17 protein-coding genes are annotated in these 16245 nt (G+C 59.0%); 5 read left to right on the forward strand and 12 right to left on the reverse strand.

Annotation, left to right across the window (positions count from 1 at the left end):
- Positions 1-5 precede the first annotated feature (5 nt).
- On the reverse strand, positions 6-1004 hold the full coding sequence (locus tag ACEN8Z_RS24565; protein WP_495595954.1) for a LysR family transcriptional regulator: 999 nt from the start codon (positions 1002-1004) through the stop codon (positions 6-8).
- A 90-nt stretch (positions 1005-1094) separates the two neighbouring features.
- Between ACEN8Z_RS24565 and ACEN8Z_RS24570 the strand changes: the two genes are divergently transcribed.
- From ACEN8Z_RS24570 to ACEN8Z_RS24585, 4 genes are all read left to right on the forward strand, one after another.
- Positions 1095-1721 carry an alanyl-tRNA editing protein gene (locus tag ACEN8Z_RS24570; RefSeq protein WP_495595955.1) on the forward strand — a complete coding sequence of 209 codons (627 nt, stop codon included), beginning with the start codon at positions 1095-1097 and terminating at the stop codon, positions 1719-1721.
- Positions 1722-2356: 635 nt separating this feature from the next.
- Positions 2357-3580 carry a type II and III secretion system protein family protein gene (locus tag ACEN8Z_RS24575; protein WP_495595956.1) on the forward strand — a complete coding sequence of 408 codons (1224 nt, stop codon included), beginning with the start codon at positions 2357-2359 and terminating at the stop codon, positions 3578-3580.
- 119 nt (positions 3581-3699) lie between these two features.
- Positions 3700-4413: a tetratricopeptide repeat protein gene (locus ACEN8Z_RS24580; protein WP_495595957.1), complete on the forward strand. Its 714-nt coding sequence runs from the start codon at positions 3700-3702 to the stop codon at positions 4411-4413.
- A gap of 18 nt (positions 4414-4431) precedes the next feature.
- Positions 4432-4701 carry a DUF3613 domain-containing protein gene (locus ACEN8Z_RS24585; RefSeq protein WP_495595958.1) on the forward strand — a complete coding sequence of 90 codons (270 nt, stop codon included), beginning with the start codon at positions 4432-4434 and terminating at the stop codon, positions 4699-4701.
- A 199-nt stretch (positions 4702-4900) separates the two neighbouring features.
- Here the strand turns inward: ACEN8Z_RS24585 and ACEN8Z_RS24590 are convergent, their stop codons facing one another.
- From ACEN8Z_RS24590 to ACEN8Z_RS24640, 11 genes are all read right to left on the reverse strand, one after another.
- Positions 4901-5866, reverse strand: a complete 966-nt coding sequence (locus tag ACEN8Z_RS24590; protein ID WP_495595959.1) for a type II secretion system F family protein — start codon at positions 5864-5866, stop codon at positions 4901-4903.
- Between the two features lie 29 nt (positions 5867-5895).
- Complete coding sequence (locus ACEN8Z_RS24595) at positions 5896-6882, reverse strand: type II secretion system F family protein (RefSeq protein WP_495595960.1); 987 nt, start codon at positions 6880-6882, stop codon at positions 5896-5898.
- A gap of 2 nt (positions 6883-6884) precedes the next feature.
- The gene (locus ACEN8Z_RS24600) at positions 6885-8321 is read right to left on the reverse strand and encodes a TadA family conjugal transfer-associated ATPase (RefSeq protein WP_495595961.1); all 1437 of its coding nucleotides are present in this window, start codon (positions 8319-8321) and stop codon (positions 6885-6887) included.
- Positions 8322-8324: 3 nt separating this feature from the next.
- Complete coding sequence (locus ACEN8Z_RS24605) at positions 8325-9545, reverse strand: AAA family ATPase (RefSeq protein WP_495595962.1); 1221 nt, start codon at positions 9543-9545, stop codon at positions 8325-8327.
- Positions 9539-10033, reverse strand: coding sequence for a TadE/TadG family type IV pilus assembly protein (locus ACEN8Z_RS24610; protein WP_495595963.1), 495 nt, complete (start codon positions 10031-10033; stop codon positions 9539-9541). The genes ACEN8Z_RS24605 and ACEN8Z_RS24610 overlap by 7 nt, the downstream gene beginning before the upstream one ends.
- Complete coding sequence (locus ACEN8Z_RS24615; RefSeq protein ID WP_495595964.1) at positions 10033-10518, reverse strand: TadE/TadG family type IV pilus assembly protein; 486 nt, start codon at positions 10516-10518, stop codon at positions 10033-10035. Before ACEN8Z_RS24615 ends, ACEN8Z_RS24610 begins: the two co-directional genes overlap by 1 nt.
- 8 nt (positions 10519-10526) lie before the next feature.
- Positions 10527-11858: a TadE/TadG family type IV pilus assembly protein gene (locus tag ACEN8Z_RS24620; protein ID WP_495595965.1), complete on the reverse strand. Its 1332-nt coding sequence runs from the start codon at positions 11856-11858 to the stop codon at positions 10527-10529.
- A gap of 75 nt (positions 11859-11933) precedes the next feature.
- Positions 11934-12743, reverse strand: a complete 810-nt coding sequence (gene cpaB / locus ACEN8Z_RS24625) for a Flp pilus assembly protein CpaB (RefSeq protein ID WP_495595966.1) — start codon at positions 12741-12743, stop codon at positions 11934-11936.
- A gap of 15 nt (positions 12744-12758) precedes the next feature.
- The gene (locus ACEN8Z_RS24630) at positions 12759-14087 is read right to left on the reverse strand and encodes a DUF8689 domain-containing protein (RefSeq protein ID WP_495595967.1); all 1329 of its coding nucleotides are present in this window, start codon (positions 14085-14087) and stop codon (positions 12759-12761) included.
- Positions 14088-14101: 14 nt separating this feature from the next.
- Positions 14102-14620 carry an A24 family peptidase gene (locus ACEN8Z_RS24635; RefSeq protein ID WP_495595968.1) on the reverse strand — a complete coding sequence of 173 codons (519 nt, stop codon included), beginning with the start codon at positions 14618-14620 and terminating at the stop codon, positions 14102-14104.
- A 26-nt stretch (positions 14621-14646) separates the two neighbouring features.
- Complete coding sequence (locus tag ACEN8Z_RS24640) at positions 14647-14856, reverse strand: Flp family type IVb pilin (protein ID WP_495595969.1); 210 nt, start codon at positions 14854-14856, stop codon at positions 14647-14649.
- 410 nt (positions 14857-15266) lie between these two features.
- Between ACEN8Z_RS24640 and ACEN8Z_RS24645 the strand changes: the two genes are divergently transcribed.
- A complete protein-coding gene (locus ACEN8Z_RS24645) occupies positions 15267-16136 on the forward strand; it encodes an AraC family transcriptional regulator (protein ID WP_495595970.1) in 870 nt (289 codons plus the stop codon).
- Positions 16137-16245: the final 109 nt, after the last annotated feature.

The following is a 16245-nucleotide window of genomic DNA, read 5'->3' on the forward strand; positions in this document are numbered from 1 at the left end:
TTCGCTCAGAACAAGCCGTCACTCTCCGGTAGTTCATACTCCGATGGCGACCAGCCCGGACCATTCGACTTACCCGGCTTGCCCAGCGTCGGCTCCTTCTCCAGGCACTCCACCAGGTAATCGATCAACACCCGTAGCTTTGGCGGCAGGTATCGGGTTGGCGAATGCAGCAACCAGGCACCTCCGTGGTAGGACGCCAGAAAGGTCCAGTCCGGCAGCACTTGCACCATCAACCCTTTCTCCAGGGCATGGCGCGCCGTGAAATACGGCAGGCTGCCAATCCCGATGTGCTGCAACACCGCGCCATAACGTACGCCGGTGTGATTGGCGGCATATCGCCCACGCACACCGACGGTGACCGACTGGCTACCCTTCTTGAATTTCCAGCGCGCATCGCTCGGGGTTTCGCCCAAGTAAATGCAACTGTGATTGAGCAAGTCATGGGGGTGAGTCGGCGTACCGTGCTCGGCCAGATACTGCGGTGTGGCGCAGAGCAAATGATCGATGGTCAGTAATCGCCGTCCCACCAGCCCCGCAGGCGGCCGGTCAGTGATGCGAATCGCCAGGTCGACGTGATCGTCGATCAGATCGACCTGGCGGTCCTCAAGCAACAGCTCCACATCCACCTTGGGATAACGGCGCAAAAACTCCGGCATGTGCGGGTGAATCACGATTCGGCCTACTGCTTTCGGCACGCTGATACGCACCAGCCCCTCGGGCTCATCCGTGAACTGACCACTGACTTCCATCACCGTCCGGGCGGCATTGACCATTTCCTGGCAGCGCTTGAACACCTCCTCGCCACCGTCACTCAGGCGCAACTTGCGCGTGGTTCGTTGCAGCAAGCGGGTGGCGAGCGCCTTCTCCAGACGCGAAATGCTGCGACTGACCGCCGAGGGCGAAGAACCCAACTGACGAGCCGCCTCGGAGAAACTGCCCACCTCGACAACCTTGACGAAAATCGCCATTTCACCCAGCAGCGGCAGCAGAAGATTTATGCTCACAGCGCAACAGTCCTTTGATGTTTGGCCTGATTATCACGTATTTACAGGTTTCCTATAATAAAAAACAGAAATTCAATTCGAGCCTGAAATATGACGCTGCGCCTTTTTTTCCATAGTGATGAGCTCAAGGCCAACGTGGAAGTCCTGGAATGCACACCCCACGAAAACGAGTTTGCCGTGGTCTTGCGAGCGACCCTGTTCCACCCTCAAGGCGGCGGACAGCCTTCGGACACTGGCTGGATCGGCGAAAGCCAGGTGCTGCGCGTGATTCAGGATCCCGAGCGGATCATTCATTTTGTCGACCGACCGGTAAAAACCGGCATGACGCAAATCCGCGTCGACGAGCAGTGCCGGTTGTTCAACACGCGCATGCATTCGGCCGGGCATTTGATCGGCCACTTTGTACAAGCCATGGGCTGGATACCGATCAAGGCGCATCACTGGCCTGGTGAAGGCCGTGTGCAATTCAAGCCGGGCAATTCACCGCAGGATGTTGAGGCCCAGGCAATTGAGCACGGCATCGGACAGTGGATCGACCACAACCTGCCGCGCCTGACCTCACTGCGCGAAGGTGTCCGGGAAATCGGCTTCGGAGAACTGCCCGCCTACGGTTGCGGCGGCACCCATGTACGTAGCCTGAAAGATTTGGGCGCGGTCACGATCAACAGCCTTTCGCAAAAGAAAGGCACGCTGTCCGTCCACTACCTGGTCGACTGAGCACAGGGCGTTGGTGAGACGCCTGATTTTATCGATGCAGCATTGCCCGGAACGCAAAAGGCCCGCTCAGTCAGACTGGCGGGCCTTTTTTTGCCTCGGCACACCCCTTCGACATCGGGCAACTGCACTGCGCTGCGACCCTGCCCACCCGCCTGTCTCCAGCCTTTGCACCAATAGTTTTCGTTTAACTCATGGCACTTTGGTTTGATTGAACTACCTTCAAACAATAAGAAGTCATGACGGCTCGATTTTCCACGTCGGCTTCAGTGATCAGACAGCGGATTGGCAAAAGGAGTTACCTCACCATGATCCTGGCAGGCGTTTTCCGGCTCTGTACCTGCATTGCCGATTACTTTCCGGGGGAACCAGGTCGTCGGACACCGCCGTCCATGGCCGCAAGTATCGCTCTGGCGGGCAGTCCAGGTAACCGGATCACTAAAAACCGTTTCAGCAAAGGTCGCTCGCTGTCCAGCCAGACCAGCGAATTGCGCCCGCTCGTGTGTCGCACGCAAGGAGTAACCCCAAGGCCATGGATAACGGGTCTGGCGCATGGGGGGGGATAGCCCGATCCCCGTGAAGTGATCCGAGACAACTCAGTCCGCCTAAAGACGGCCTATCCAGTGAGGATGTACTTAATGAGCTTTCGTACCGAGCCCGCTTTCAAGCGAATTATCCATGGCCTGTTCTGGGTGGGCCTCAGCGTGGATGCGGCTCAGGCCGCGCCGGCCAATTGCCCGCAACTGGACAATTGGCCGACAACGTACGAGGTCGGTCAGGGGCTGCAGAGTGAACTGCGCAGCCCCGTTCCGGTAACGCAACTGGCGGTGGGTGACCCGAAAATTGCCGACGTGCAACCCAGCGGCAGCAGTGCTTTCATACTCACGGGCCTTGCGCCGGGGACCACCAGCCTGATGGTCTGGACCGCCTGCTCGAAAACGCCGCGCCAAAGCATGGTGTTCGTCAAGGGTAAAGCCACAGCGGCGCTGACCAGCGTGCCGTCGGTGCCTTCCGACGACCCGCTGCTGCCGAGCCAGGTGCAGACCGATATCCGCTTCGTTGAAGTCAGCCGGACCAAGCTCAAGGAAGCCTCCGCCTCGATTTTCGGCATCCGCGGCAACTTCCTGTTCGGCTCGCCGAGAACCTTGCCCACCATCGGCGGTATTGTCACGCCGTCGATACCGGTGAGAAACGACCAGTTCAACCTCACGTTTGCTACCGGCAATACCCTGGTGGCGCTCAACGCGCTGGAAGGTAGTGGTTTCGCCTACACCCTGGCGCGGCCAAGCCTGGTAGCGCTCAGCGGGCAGAGTGCGAGCTTCCTGGCTGGCGGTGAAATACCGATTCCGGTGCCCAGTTCAGGCAGCGATAGCGTGTCCATCGAGTACAAGGAATTCGGTATCCGCCTGAGCCTGACGCCGACCATCATCGGGAAAAACCGTATCGCGCTGAAGGTGGCACCGGAGGTCAGTGAGCTGGACTTCACCAACGCCGTGAGCATCGCCGGCACGGTCGTCCCGGCCCTGACCGTGCGCCGTACCGATACCAGCATCTCCCTGGCCGACGGCGAAAGCTTCGTCATCAGCGGCCTGATCAGCACCCACAACGATTCCCAGGTGAACAAGTTTCCGGGGCTGGGCGATATCCCGGTTCTGGGCGCGTTTTTCCGCGACAACACCATCAACCGTGAAGAGCGCGAACTGCTGATGGTTGTCACCCCGCATCTGGTCCAGCCACTGGCGGCCAATGCACAACTACCGTCATTGCCTGGCGAGCAACTGCGTAATTACGACCCGAACTTCTACCGCATGTTCTTCCTGGAGAATGGCGACTTCGACAGTCGTAGCGGGCTTTCGCAATGAGCCGGAGCCTGAACCGGACTTGTCTCGCCCTCACTCGTAACGGTGACGTTGCACGCTGGCCGGGCCAGCCTTATTGCCATTGGCCAGGCGTTCAACCTGTTGTAGCCAGAGGACCTTCAATGAAAGCAGTCATTGCAATAGCGGCGACATTAATGCTCGCAGGTTGTGCCAGCAATGGCCTGTCTTCGCGACCGGCCAGCTGTGCCAAGCCCGGTTCGGAACAAGAACTGTCCCTGAACCTGGCCGACAGCATGGCCGACGAAGGCCGTTTGTATGCCAGCCTGGCGAATCTGGAAGGTTTGCCCGATAACCTGGTCCAGGTTCGCCTGCGCAAGGCTCGGGTGCTGCGCCTGATGGGGCGTAGCGGCGACGCGCAGCCGTTGTACGAAAGCTTGCTCGGCACCTGTCTGGCGGCTGAAGGGGAACATGGCCTGGGCCAGTTGGCCGCCGCCAGGAATGATAACGCCAGCGCCGCCACTCACCTCGAGCGTGCGGTGAAGATGGCCCCCACTGACGAAAGGATGCGCAATGACCTGGGGGTCGTCTATCTCAATCAGCGACGGATCCCTGAAGCACGCTTTGAGTTCATGACCGCCATGGAGCTCAAGCAGGCCAACACACTGGCGGCACTCAATATGGTGACGCTGCTGATATACCAGGATAACTGGAAGGCGGCTGCCGAACTGGTGACCCGCGCCGACTTGAGCCCCAAGCAAGTCGTAGAGGCTCAAACCCGCGCGGAAAAACTCAAGGCCTCCGCCAAAAAAGTGGTGGCTAGCGAGGGCAATCGCGGAACCGAGGTAGCCGATACCTCTTCCAGTGCGAACAAGTAGAACGTACGAGGAGTCGAGATGAGTACCAAAAGGCTGTTGATCCTGTGCATGGCTTGCCTGTCCACCACTGCCTGGGCTATTGAGCCGGGCCCCTCCTCGCCGTATCAACAAGGCACCGAACAGTGGTTGCAGTTGCAGATTCGCGGCGTGGTTGCCTCCCCTAAACTGCAAACCGCTTCGGCCACCGAACGCGACCTGGCCATGCAGCGCTGGCTGAATAGCTTCAACTACCCGATTCCGGAATTTTATGACCAGGATGCAGCGGGAAAAATGACCATCGGCAACTGAGGCCTGTCGATGGGTGATCAGCCTCTGGCGTAGTCCAGAGTGGCCTAGCTAAAAAGCCAGGCTCAATCACGAGTGTAGGAAAATACAGTCCAGGTACTACAAGTTGAAGCAAGCGATTGGAGTGAATGCACTCTATTCGCCTGCTCCATCCCGTTCTTATGCAGTACAGCCATCCTGTTCGACGGCAAGCCACTCCTGCTCACTTACCGAATGCCTTGAGTACCCCGATCATGGCGGGGCCAATGGCTATCAGGAAGAAGCTCGGCCACAGACAAAAAATCAGCGGGAATATCATTTTGGTGCCAATTTTCGCCCCCATCTCTTCAGCGGCCTGCGTACGCCGGTCACGGAACTCATCGGCATAGATGCGCAAGGTGTCGGCCACACTGGTACCAAAACGGATACTCTGCGCCAACAGGTTGACCAGCCCTTGTACGTCATCCAAGCCAGTGCGCACAGCCAGTTGCTTGAGCGCCTCGGTACTGGAAATGCCCGCGCGGATTTGTGCATTGACCATGGCCAGTTCTTCAGCCAGTTCGGCCTGACTGACCGACATCTCCTCAGCCACCCGTTCGATGGTCGTAGGCAAGGCCAGGCCCGACTCCACGCACACCACCATCAGATCCAGTGCATCCGGAAACGCGGCACGCAGTCGGCCTTGTCGCATCTGCTTGCGCTTTGCGACATACAGCGCTGGCATCAACCATCCGACTCCAGCCATCAAGACCACCAACAGCAGCCCCATGATCAGGGAAACCTTGGGAATCATCGGCAACAGCAGCAACGCAATACCCATCAATAACAGGGGCAACATCAAGCGTACCGCCCAGTACATCTGCACCGCCGACGAGGAGCGGTACCCCGCATGCATCAACAGGGTCTGGGTGACCGAAGTCTGAGCCGATTCGGCCGAGGCAAAGCGCTGGCCGACCCGCTCCAGCAACAGCTGCAGATTACCCGGTGCTTCCTGCCCGGTCGTGTTACCTAAATGACCACGCTTGATTAGCGTCAGACGACGCTGCACCGGGTCCTGAAGCCCCTGCATCAGCAAGATCACAGCGACGACCGCAAGCACCGTACTCAAACCGATCGCGCCAAGGAACAACAGGCGCGCCATCTCCTCGTTCCCCGTGACCCGACTGAACAACCCGAGCAAAAAATCCATGACCTGTACCTCCCGGTAGTGAACCCCGCTTAAACCTGAATCCGGATGATTTTGCGAATCCAGAAAATCCCGGCCAACATGGAACCAAAAGCCCCGAGTATCAGCTTATGGCCCACCGGATCATTGAGCAGCAACGGCATGTATTTAGGGGTGGTGAACACGATCGCCCCCGCCAGCACGAAGGGAATGGCCACCAGTATCCAGGCCGACATCCTCCCTTCGGCCGACAGGGTCTTGACCTTGCGCTGGAAGCGAAAGCGCCCGCGGATCAGGCGACTCAGACGCTCCAGCACTTCAGTCAAATTGCCGCCGGTCTCGCGATGGATGAGGATCGAGGTCACCAGCATCATCACCGTCATGCTGGGCATCCTCTCCAGCAGGCCGAGCATGGCCCGGCGCACATCGTTGCCATAGTTGATATCGGCGAAGGTCAGGCCGAACTCATGAGCCACCGGCCCCTTGTGTTCCTCGGCCACCAGGCGCAGGGTTTCGTTGAAGGGGTGTCCGGCGCGCAAAGCGCGGCACATGGCATCCAGCGCGTCCGGCAGGCCTTCCTCGAACTCAGCGAAACGCTTGCCACGGTCACGAGAGATTTTCAGTATGGGTAACCAGAAGACCGCGAAACCCGCGATCAGCGCCATCCACCAGACTGACGAGCCCATCCAGATCAAGATACCCGCCGAGCCCCCCAGCACCAGCCCGAGCAGCAATACCCGATAGGCCCGGTATTCGTGCCCGGACTGCTCAATCATTTGCGTCAATGCTTCCATAAAGGGCAGTTGCTCAAGCCTGGCCTCCAGTGGCGACAAACGCGTCAGGTACTTCTGCCTCAATACCGTTTGCATATTGGGCAGATTGTTGGCCTTCTCCAATACATGCAAGCGGCCGCGGATGCGCTTGCGCATCTTGCCGGCCTCACCGAATACCGGCACTGCCACGCCCTGGGACAGGAGGAAGACGGCAATAAACACCATACCGAGGAACATCAGAATATATTCACCAGGAACCTGGCTCATGATTACCGTGCCTCCATCCATTCAGGCCTGAACATCGTAAGCGGCAGCTCGATACCGCGCTTGGCCAGCACATCACGGAAGGCGGGGATCATGCCACTGGGCCGATAATCACCCAGCACTTCGCCGTTTTCGCCCATGCCATGGCGCGCGAAGGAGAAGATTTCGGTCATGGTGATGATCTCGCCTTCCATGCCATTGATCTCCTGCACGCTGACCAGGCGGCGCTTGCCGTCCTCCTGACGTTCCAGCTGGATGACTACATCAATGGCCGATGCAATCTGCTGACGCATGGCCTTGATCGGGAAGGTCGCCCCAGTCATCGACACCATGTTCTCGATCCGCCCCAATGCATCGCGCGCGGTGTTGGCGTGGATCGTGGTCAACGAGCCGTCATGGCCGGTGTTCATTGCTGTCAACATGTCCAGCGCCTCGACGCCGCGTACTTCGCCGATCACGATGCGGTCCGGACGCATCCGCAGGCTGTTGCGCACCAACTCCCGCTGGCTCACCTCGCCACGCCCTTCGATATTCGAAGGCCGGGTTTCCAGGCGCACCACATGGGGTTGCTGCAGTTGCAGTTCAGCCGAGTCTTCGATGGTGACGATCCGCTCGTTGTGCGGAATGAAACTGGACAGGACGTTGAGCATGGTGGTCTTGCCGCAACCGGTACCGCCGGAAATCAGCACGTTCAAGCGCCCACGGACAATCGCCTTGAGCAGCAGGGCAATGGCCGGGGTCAACGTCCCCACCTGGATCAGACTGTCGGTATTGAGCAGGTCCACCGCAAAGCGCCGGATCGATACGCTCGGGCCGTCGATGGCAAGCGGCGGGATAATCGCGTTGACCCGCGAACCATCCTTGAGCCGGGCGTCCACCAACGGCGAGGACTCGTCGATACGCCGACCCAGGCTGGAGACGATGCGGTCGATGATGTTCAGCAAATGCTGATCATCGCGAAAGCGCACATCGGTGCGTTGCAGTTTGCCAAAGCGCTCGACATAGACCGAGGCATGACCGTTGACCAGAATGTCGGACACGCTGTGATCAGCCAGCAATGGTTCCAGAGGACCAAGGCCGAGCACCTCGTCGGTGATCTGCTTGATGATCAACTGGCGGCTGGACGTACTCACCGGTGCAGAATGTTCATCGAGCAGGCGCTGGCAAATATCACGAATCTGCCGCGCGGCCTCAGCCTGTTCAAGGGAGTCCAGCAAGGACAGGTCCATGACCTTGAGCAACTGCTGGTAGATCTTTTCTCGCCACTCGGCTTCCACCGGGGTGACCTGACTTTTGGTTTCGTAAAGAACGTCCGGAGTTGCGCGCTCCCACGCCATTATTTCCTCTGCCGGATCCAGCAGGTCGTCACCCGGCTGGTTAGCCTGCGATGTGGCGGGTTTACCGGTCTGTTTGCGCAAGCGGTTACGAAAGTCGCTGATCATGGGTCACCCCCCGAAAAAACGGTTGAAGGCGCGTTTGAACACGCCTTTTTTTCCAGCCACCTGGTTGCCGAGCAGGTCATCGGCCACGTTGCGCAGGGCAACGGTGATCGCCGCCTTCGGCGCATGCAGACCCAACGGCACGCCAGTGTTCTGACTCTGGCTGACCAGGTTGAAGTCGTTGGGTAATTTCGACAGGTTCGTGCAGCGCAGCGCCTCGCCGATATCCTTGAGGCTGACCGCTGCCGTCTTGTCATAGCGGTTGACCACTATCTGCAATTGATCCCCACGCACGCCGAGGTCTTCGCGAAGAATCCGCACCAGGGAGCTGGCATCGCGCAGATGACTGACGCTCTGCTGCACCACCACGTACACCCTATCCACCTGTTCCAGCACGGAACCGGTGAGGTGGTCGATTTGCCGCGGCAGATCGATCACTACCCAGTCATAGCTGGCGCGGGCCAATTGCATCAGGGTATCAAGTTGCTCGGGTTGGGCATCCTGCGGCAGACACAGCTCACCGGCCCGGCCACCCAGCACATGCAAGGTCGGGCTGAAGTGGCTGCAAAAACCGCGTAGCGCAACACTGTCCATGCCGTCGATCTGATGCAACACCTCCAGATGGCTGTGTGTTTGCGCCACATCCAGGTAATGCGTCACGCTGCCAAATTGCAGGTCCATATCCAACAACAGGGTACTGCCGCCCTTCATGCTGAGCTGCTGAGCCAGGTTGCAAGCCAGCATGGTGCCGCCGGATCCGCCCTTGGCGCTGATCACGGCGAGCAATTTCCCTTCTGTCCCGCTGCCGGTCCGAACCTCCATGACCAGCCGATTCAAGGCGGCGACCAGTTCTGTCTCGGCGACGGGCTCCGGCAGCACGTCACGGGCGCCGGCCTGCATCGCCAGGCGCATGCCTTCCTGTTCGCTCAGCAGCCCGCACACCAACATCGGTGGACGCTCATGGGCCGGGCGCTGCAACAGTGCCGACAGCTCTTCACGCCACAGGTGGCTGACGCGCAACAGCAGCAGATCGGGCATCCGGTCCAGGCCGTAGAGCGGGTCGACATGCCCATTGCTGACCAGTCGAGTGCTCACCTCCAGGCTGGGCATGCGCTGGCAGACGCTCTGCAGGTCGCGCAACGACGTGGCATCACGGCTGCTGATCAGCAACCTGAGCCCGGCTTTGCCGGTCGAACTGGAGAGTGGAGTGTCCCTGGTATTCAGCATGGCGTGATCTCCCCGGAATCGGAATGACGCCCGAGACTTTCACGTGGCAACGTTGCCCTGAATGTAGGCAGGGTAATGGGCACGCCGAACCCGGGAATAAACAGATTGAAAACGAAGTTTTGCAGACTCAACTGGACATAGCGGATGGCACGAAAACCGTTGACGCTGACCAGGTCGCCGGGGTTGGCTATCACAGCACCGTTGACGTCCAGATAGGTCAGCGTCAGGTTGCTGGTGGCCAGACTCGTGATCAGTTGGCTCGTACCGGCGTCGGTCGCGGCGTTGAAGATCGCCCGCCGCAAGACCACCGGATCGCTGATGTTGCACACCGCCGCCAGACGCGCCCCCCGCCGCACGGCCTCATCCAGCGCATTGACAGTGAAGTATAGCCGGCCCATTTCCAGCACGCCGAACAACAGCGTGAATACCAGCATGCCGATGATGGCGAACTCCACAACATAGACGCCACGCATGCGTTTGCGATTCATCACAGTGCCCTCATGACGGTAGTGGCGACCAGCGGAATGCTCAGCGCAATCTGACTACCAAAAAATCCTGGAATCGAGCCGGCACAATTACCAGCGCCAATCACCGGGCAGAAGTTGTAGGTGATGGTGACTCGCACATGGTTGGTGCCCACTGCGGCAACGACCACGTTGCCAGTCGTCAACCCTGACACCACAGCGGTCCCGGTGTTGACCGGTACGCCATACACCGCAACGTTTTTCGTCTGGGTCTCCAGCGTGCTGCCACTCGGAACAATGGCAGCGCCGAGCGTCGAGTTCCAGGCCTGGCTGGCGACGAAACGGCTGGCATCACGGCTGGCCTGCAGCAACAAGTTGTACTGATAGAACATGCGGCCGAATTCACCGAAGGTCAGTAACAGCAACAGCAACACCGGCAACACGAGGGTGAACTCCACCATGGCCAGGCCTTGCTGGCGCTGCCAATGTTTAAATCCGTGAAGTCTCATGACGCCCCCTATGAGTCAGTGCTCGGAGTGCCGCTGCCGGTGAGATAGGTTTTGTAGAGCTGAATGATCTGAGGTCCGGAATCGGTTGACGGCGAGGGGCCGGCTACGTTGTCGCCTTCGCACTCCTTCACGAACTGGCCGAAGATCTCCGCTTCCCCGCCCCCACCATCCATGGGCTGCACCACGAAATAACAGCCAAAACCGAGGACGGGGATCGAGGTTGAACCATTATTTTTCCCGGCACAGTTGCCCACCACGATTTTCAGCATCCGGCGCTCGAACACCCCATTGCCCTGACAGCCACTGCCCCCTGCCACACACGCGGCAACGCTCGCACGCCAGTCGTTGTAGTCCAGTATCGGGTTGCCGCCCGCCGTGAGATTGCCATTGTTCGAGGTAACGGTTTGCCCCTGGTACTTCGGGCCTGTGCCGTCGTCAGTGATTGCGGGGTTACTGAACGTGGTCACCAGGTCCGGCGGATAGGCCGAGGCACTGATCTGGCCGCCGTCGTAGATGCCGAAGCGCGTATTCAGGCCTTGAGACGCAGGGCCGACCTTGTTGCCAGGCTCGGTCGTGACGTTGTCTCCCACATTGCGGCAGACCTTGCCGCCTCCGGCCATCTCCTCCCTGACCGCATTGCCGCCCGAGCCAAAATCGAGCAACTGAAAGTTGCCTGGACCAATGGGCGACTTGTTGCCGGAAGCCGTCTTCAATACTTTCAAATCACCAAACTGGAAGCCCCAGAACAGGCCGGCGCCCGGGTTGTATTTAGTCGGGTCGCCACAGACCATCAAAGGTGCGAGATCGCACGGGCTGGTAGGGCTGGGGCCAGCGGTGGCGATCGCCGCCACCGCTTTGGCTCCCAGGCCGCCAGCGCCGAATGCCTGTGCGAAATTCCAGAAAAAACCCGTCAGGTTATAACTCGGTACCGATACCCGAACATACTTGGCATCCGCCGGACCGGGATAGGAGAACGGGCCATAGACACTGCTTGCCAGTTCCACCACTGCAAAATTTGCGTTGCCGCCGACAGCCGTGGCCAATTCGCTGTTGCCCGTGGCATTGGCATTTTGCGTTAGCGTATTGAGCGCGGCAGTCCGCGTCGTGCTAGCACTGTTGACGCCACCCTCCACCTGACTCAGGGTTTTTGCGCCACTCAGGGCGGCGGCGTCCACCGCATTCTGCAGGCGCGTTTTGTTCAGCATCATATGCCCGCCGTCCAGAGCCAATGCCGCCATCATGGCCATCGCCGCCAACGCGATCACCATCAATACGCTCACCGATCCTTCCTGGCGCCTTGGCGTCGAAGTGAACGGCCGCTGAATACGAAGATTCATCATCAAGCCCTCGATTGCCGATACCGATCCGGATCGGCTGCGCCAATACCGTGGTGCCCAGGCACCTGTTGCGCCCTGTCAGCGAATTCTGACTACATTGGCCTCGATCCCGCGGATAATGGTGACGGCTCTGCCACTCTCTCCATTACCACGCGGCACTACGCGTTTTGGCTCTGTGGCGGTAGCCACCGCCATAAGCGGTGTGGCAGGCGCAACGGCCGCGGTTTTCTTCTCTAGGTTCAGCGGGTTACGCAGCGCCAGTTGCAACTTGCCTTCGGTCTGCGCCGTCACCAGGGTTTCCGCTTCAGCGACCGACATTTCCAGCGTCACGGCGCGCACCACGACCGGCTGGGTCTTATCGGTACCCGCGGTCTGATCCACCGCCAACACCCGCAGGTTCTCGAGGATGGTTCTGGACGTGGCGCTGTTAGTGCCGGCATTGGTGGTTTTGGTCGCCAGTACATCGACCCGGTTACCCGGCAAGAGGAATCCGCCCACGCCGACCACATCGTCCACGCGTACCGATATGGCGCGTTTGTCGGGAGCAATCAAAGAGGCCAGGGTGCTGCCCCCCAGGTGCTCGCTCAGACGCGCACCGCGCACGATGTCGCCGCGCAGAATGTCGAACGTTGCGATCTTGCCCACGGTTTTTTCGCTGGCATCGAAGGCATCGTCCGGGATCGTATCCAAGGGCATGCGTACGGTCGTGACCTGCTGCGCCTCGACCATCTGCCCGAATGGAATCTCTACCGTGGCGACCACCACGTTTCGAAGGTGGTCATCCGGGCTGGCATTGAGCCGCGCGCTCAGCCAGGAGTCGGCCATCCATGCAGCCCCAAGGCCCATGGCCAGGGAAACGCCTATCAGGGTAAGCGTACGAGAGCTCATGTCAGTATCTCCGTATCAAAGAAAGTCGAGCTGGACGAAGTAGTTGTGCCAGGCCCATTCCAACTCTTTCGGTGACAGTGGTCCGGAACCGCCGATATAACGCTGGCGATCGAGCGCCATGTTCAGGAGATCGCGGGGATGGCAAGGCACCAGGGGCATGCCTTCACTTGCATAAAGCCTTTGCAGCACATAACGCACCAACAGCGGGTCATAGGAAATGCCCAGGCGCTCGCTTTCCTGACGCCAGATCTTTTCGTACTGCTCGGGCTTCAGGTAACCGAATTGCAGCTTGTAGCCAATCCGGCGAAGGAAGGCCTCATCGGCCAGTTCCAGGGGATTGAGGTTGGTGGAAAACACCAGAATCAGATCGAATGGCAGCTCGCAATGCCGACCGCCGCCCAGGTTGAGGAAATCGCGCTTCTCTTCCATCGGCACGATCCAGCGATTGAACAGCTCGGCGGGGGCCATGCGCTGGCGTCCCATGTCGTCGATGATGAACAGGCCATTGCTGGCCTTGAGCTGCAAGGCGGCCTGGTATTGACGGGTAAATGGGTCATAACGAACATCCAACTGTTCCATGCTCAACTCACCGCCCGTGATGACGATCGGGCGCTTGCAGCGCAGCAGTCGACGGTCGATCCCTTCGTTGAGCATCAGATTGTTCTGTTGAGCATTTTCATCGAGTCGCTGATGCACTTGCGGGTCATAGATCTCGATCACCGACTCGTTGATGACGATGGCATGAGGGACCCAGATGGCCTCGGCGAACAGACGGATCAGCCGACTGCTGACATAGGTCTTGCCGGTCCCCGCGGGCCCATAAATCATGATCGCGCGCCCGGAGTTCAGCGCCACACCCAGCTGATCGAGCATCTCCTCCGTGAGCACTACGCCAGCCAGGGCATTGCGCATATCCTTGGCGTTGATGCGACCATGGTGAATAGTCTGCAGTTTGATCAGGGACCGGTAGGTACTCACCGGGAAGGGTGCCGCACCGATATAGCCACTGCGCGACAGGGCATCGCGGGCGGCACTGCGACCACGTTCGGTCAGGCCATAACGCAGCATCTGCCCGCCCGCTTGACTCGCCTGGCCCAGCACTTCGACACGGCCATCCTTGCGCAGAAACGCCAGGACTTCTTCAAGTACCGCGCCGGTCAGCGCCAGGCGTTCCACCAGCCGCGACATGTCCAGCACACCGGCATCAAACAAATGCTTGCACACCAACTCACCGAGAAAACTGTCAGTCAGTCCGGTTTCGCGGATAGTGCAGGGCTGAGGAGCCAGGCGTTGCACCGCTCCCCGATCGCTGGGGTAGGCATCACTTTCGACGATGACGTGCATGTCCAACCTCCGAATCAACCGGCAGTGAGTTGCCAGTAGATGCTGTTCAACGTCCCCAGCAGGATCGCTACCGAATAAGGAAAGGGCTTGCCGGCTACCTCGTCTGAACTTGGCGCCATATAGGCCCGCGCCCAAAACATCAACCGATAGCGCCCCAGGGTCTGCAACAATTGACCGCGCACCAGAACGATCAGAAAACCGCACAACCCTCCCCATATCAGACTGAAGAACACAGCCCATAAGGCGTAATGGGGGGGTAGAAAGCTGCCAACCATGGCCATCAGCTTGACGTCGCCGGCAGCCATGCCGCCAAGGGCATACATGGGCAGGAACAGCGCAAAACCGATCAGGAGGCCCAGCAGGCCATCCCCCATCCCACTAACCCCACCTGAATAGGTCTGGCCGGCCAATCCCAAGGCCAGACCTACCAGGATCAGCAGGTTGGAAATGCGGTGGCGACGCAAGTCGCTCACCACCGCCACGCCCAGCAGTCCTATCAGCACAATGGTAGCTACCAGCTGTTCCATGGACATGTCGCATCCTCCTGCCAGAGTTGTCGTTATGCGGCAGCGGGGGCAGCACAAGCAGCACCACTAACAGCGGCACAAAGAGCTCTGATTCTGGTATCCACTGCCCCGCCAAGAGCCGTGAACGCCGCGACAACAGCTATCGTAACCAACCCACCTGCCACCGCGTATTCCACAATGGTCAGGCCATCTTCGTCTTTGACGAATTTCAGTACCGAAGCCTTGATTGTTTGCATGATCATTTTGCCCACCTCACTCGAATGTTGTTTTTTCTGAGGCAGTACTTTCTGCGCTGCCTGAGTGCAACACTAGTCAGGGTGCAGGCATAGGCGTTAGGAAGATTTTGCACATCGTTAGGACTTTTTTGCGGGGCGGCCAAATACGGGGCATTGGCCTTTGCAAAAGTAACGGAAGGGGTAAACAAGGCGCGGCAAGGCAAAGGCGGTTGTCAATGATTCACAAGCGACAAGCGGTTAATCCCGGGCTCATCGAAGCACACCAACAAACACTCGTCCGGGGCTGCCCTCCAGGCAATCCATAGAGCGAATAGAACTAAAAATCGTCTTTCCTATCGGGATTAAATCTGCAAAGTGATGGCACCTTGGCAATACTCCTTAGCGAAGAGAGTCACCAAGAACCCCTGAGTAGAGACATGACGTCCAACTTGACCAAAAGGCCATCGCTCCTATGGTTCGATCTGACTCATGATCGGTCCACGAAAGAACTCGCCGCGCAGTTCGTGGGTACCTGCGACTGCAATCTGGCGAAAAACTCCGTGTTGCCCATCAGGGAACAGGCAGACATGATCTGCGTCCATTTTGATCGCCCCGACACTCCAGGCTTGAGGCTATTGCTGGAGATCAAACGCACCACCCCCAGCATCCCGATCACCATGTTCACTGTGCAGCACTCGGAGGAACTGGCTGTATGGGCCATGCGCTCCAGCGTCTGGGAATACATGGTGCTCCCGCTCTCGACCACCGAGAAGAAGCGTTACCTGACGGCGCTGGTGCAGCTCTGCGAGTTGCGCCGAAATGCCAATGGCCAGGGCAAGACATCGCAGATCGACCACTCCCCGACCTTGCCGGACAGCATCCGGCGGACCTCAGGACACCAAAAACACCAGGCGCTGAGCAATGTCATGCTGTACATCGAGCAGCACTTTCGAGACAGCATCGATCAGCGGGATCTGGCGCAGCGCTGCGGCATGACGACATTTCGCTTCAGCCGCCTGTTCAAGGAAGCCAATGGGCTTGGCTTCACGGATTACATCCTGGACAAGCGCATGAACTTCGCCAAAGATCTGCTCGACAACAGCCAGATGCCGATTACCAGCATCGGCTATGAGGCCGGCTTCAAGGATCCGTCCTACTTCGCCCGTGCCTTCAAGCAGTTCGCCAACTGCACGCCCAGCGAATACCGCCTGGCACGGCAACTCAAAGCGGCTGCCGCTACGCAACCGGTGCAGGATGACAAAACCATTGAAGCGCTCGAAAGCCTGGTACAGAGCCTCAGCGGTTGATCCGGTTTTTTACGCGCACAAAAAAAAGGTTCTTCACGCATTCCCGGGAAACTGTAGGAGCAGCCGGTCGACGCTCGATTGCTGGTGATGGGCTCAAGTGCGCCGCGTT

The organism is Pseudomonas sp. Pseusp10 (assembly GCF_059492225.1).